We start from the raw sequence: 1701 nt of genomic DNA, 5'->3' as shown, positions 1-1701 counted from the left end.
ATGAGATGCCTCCCAGTGAGCAGGGGGCGGCCATGTCCCGGTTGTTGGACTTTTACTTGGCTTCGGCGGCGGGGGTCTATGCGCTGGAGCGGCCGGGGGATCGGCTCGTGGATCACTTGGAACGGACAGAGCGTCCTGGGCTCTCATTTCCGGACCGGGATGCGGCGCTGGACTGGCTCTTCGCGGAGGCGGAATGTCTCCTCGCGTGTGCGCAGCAGACCGCCACGCGCCCGATGCTCCGTCGGTCCGCGGACCTTCTGATGGCAGCGATGGATCTGGCCGAATCAGGTGCCAACGCCCGGCGTTACGAAATGGCGGCGGACGCCATCAGCACCGCGGCCAAGAATGCCGGTGACCCTCAAGCGGAGGGGCGCGCCCGGACCTTCCTCGCGCATGTGCGCAGCCTCACCGGCAAGTTCGCAGAATCCGACGCCGAGGCCGATCGGGCCCTTGCTCTTGGTTTGTCCGCCGGTGACCCGGTTTCCATGAGCCGTACGCCGAATCAGCGGGGCATCATCGCGCTCTACGAACACCGCTACAAGGACGCACAGGCTCACCTCCGCCAGGCGATCAAGGCTTTCCGCGCAGATGACAACCTGCCGGGCGAGGCAAGCGCACTGTGCAATCTGTCTCGTGTGCAGCTGGAGTTGGGGCGCACAGAGAGCGCGGTCGACCTCGCGTTGCAGGGGGTACGCATCTACGGCAGCCTGGGGGCAACTCTGAGGCTCGCCAACGGCAAGTACGCACTGGGGCTTGCGTTGACGCGCGCAGGCAGGCCCGCAGAAGCGCTTGAGCAGCTGACCGACGCCCTCAACACGTTCCACGAGAGCCGGCAGCCTCTCTGGGAAGGCATGGCCCACTACCGCCTCGCCGAGGCCCATCTGGCCGCGCAGCGACCGACCCTGGCCGCCACTCACGCCGAACAGGCTCTTGTTCTCCGGGGGATCGGCGGCGACTGGTCACGTGGAAACATGCTGACCGTCCTCGGAAGAGCCCTTGCCGGGATCGGACAGGCCGTCCGGGCGGAAGCATGCTGGCGCGAGGCCCTCTCCATCTACGAGCGGTTGAACTCCGCCGAGGCCGACGAGGTACGAGCACTGCTGTCTCCCGCAACCCTCGCCTGAGCGCGGGGGCACGGAAGCGGGAAGCGTTCATCAATCGTTTATCGCGGCCCGGCATGCTCAAGCCTGTCGATCCGTCGCGTCGGGGGGCAGACGGGTCACTCGCGGCCACACCATTAGGGTGATCGGTCCGAACCGCCCGCTCGGCGGCCCACGGGGGAGTCGCCGGGCGGGCATTGCCCGCTCAACGAACCGCATAGGGGAGCCCAGCTATGAGCAACGACGAGAAGACCACGAAGTCCAAGCCCGTCATTGTCGAGCCGCAGGACGAGCACGCGGGCAGCGAGCCCGTGACCACGCAGGACGAGCACGCGGGCAGCCCGAAGCCTGTCATCAGCACGCAGGACGAGCACGCGGGCAGCCCGAAGCCCAACTAGACCTTCTCGCACGGGGATCGATCGGCCGCGGTGGCGCGGAGGGGGAGCCACCGCGGCCGACGCATGCCCGGGGAAGGGTCAGGCCAATCGGTAGCGGGAACCGTTCTTCCCACTCGAACATTTGCCCCTCCCTGGCCATCGCGGCCGCTGCCGCTGGCGGCGCCGCGAGCCCTGCACTCGCCGACAACCACGCAGGCGTCACC

2 protein-coding genes are annotated in these 1701 nt (G+C 67.8%); both read left to right on the top strand.

The window, feature by feature from the left end; translation table 11 throughout:
* On the top strand, positions 1–1124 hold a 1124-nt coding region (locus ACZ5CR_RS44615; RefSeq protein ID WP_468869245.1), incomplete at its 5' end, for a tetratricopeptide repeat protein.
* A gap of 209 nt (positions 1125–1333) precedes the next feature.
* Positions 1334–1498, top strand: coding sequence for a hypothetical protein (locus ACZ5CR_RS44610; protein ID WP_468869242.1), 165 nt, complete (start codon positions 1334–1336; stop codon positions 1496–1498).
* Positions 1499–1701 lie beyond the last annotated feature (203 nt).

This window comes from Streptomyces sp. NPDC031274 (assembly GCF_055570235.1).
The sequence above is the reverse complement of the archived record's forward strand: the minus strand, read 5'-3'. Positions and strand labels throughout refer to the sequence as shown.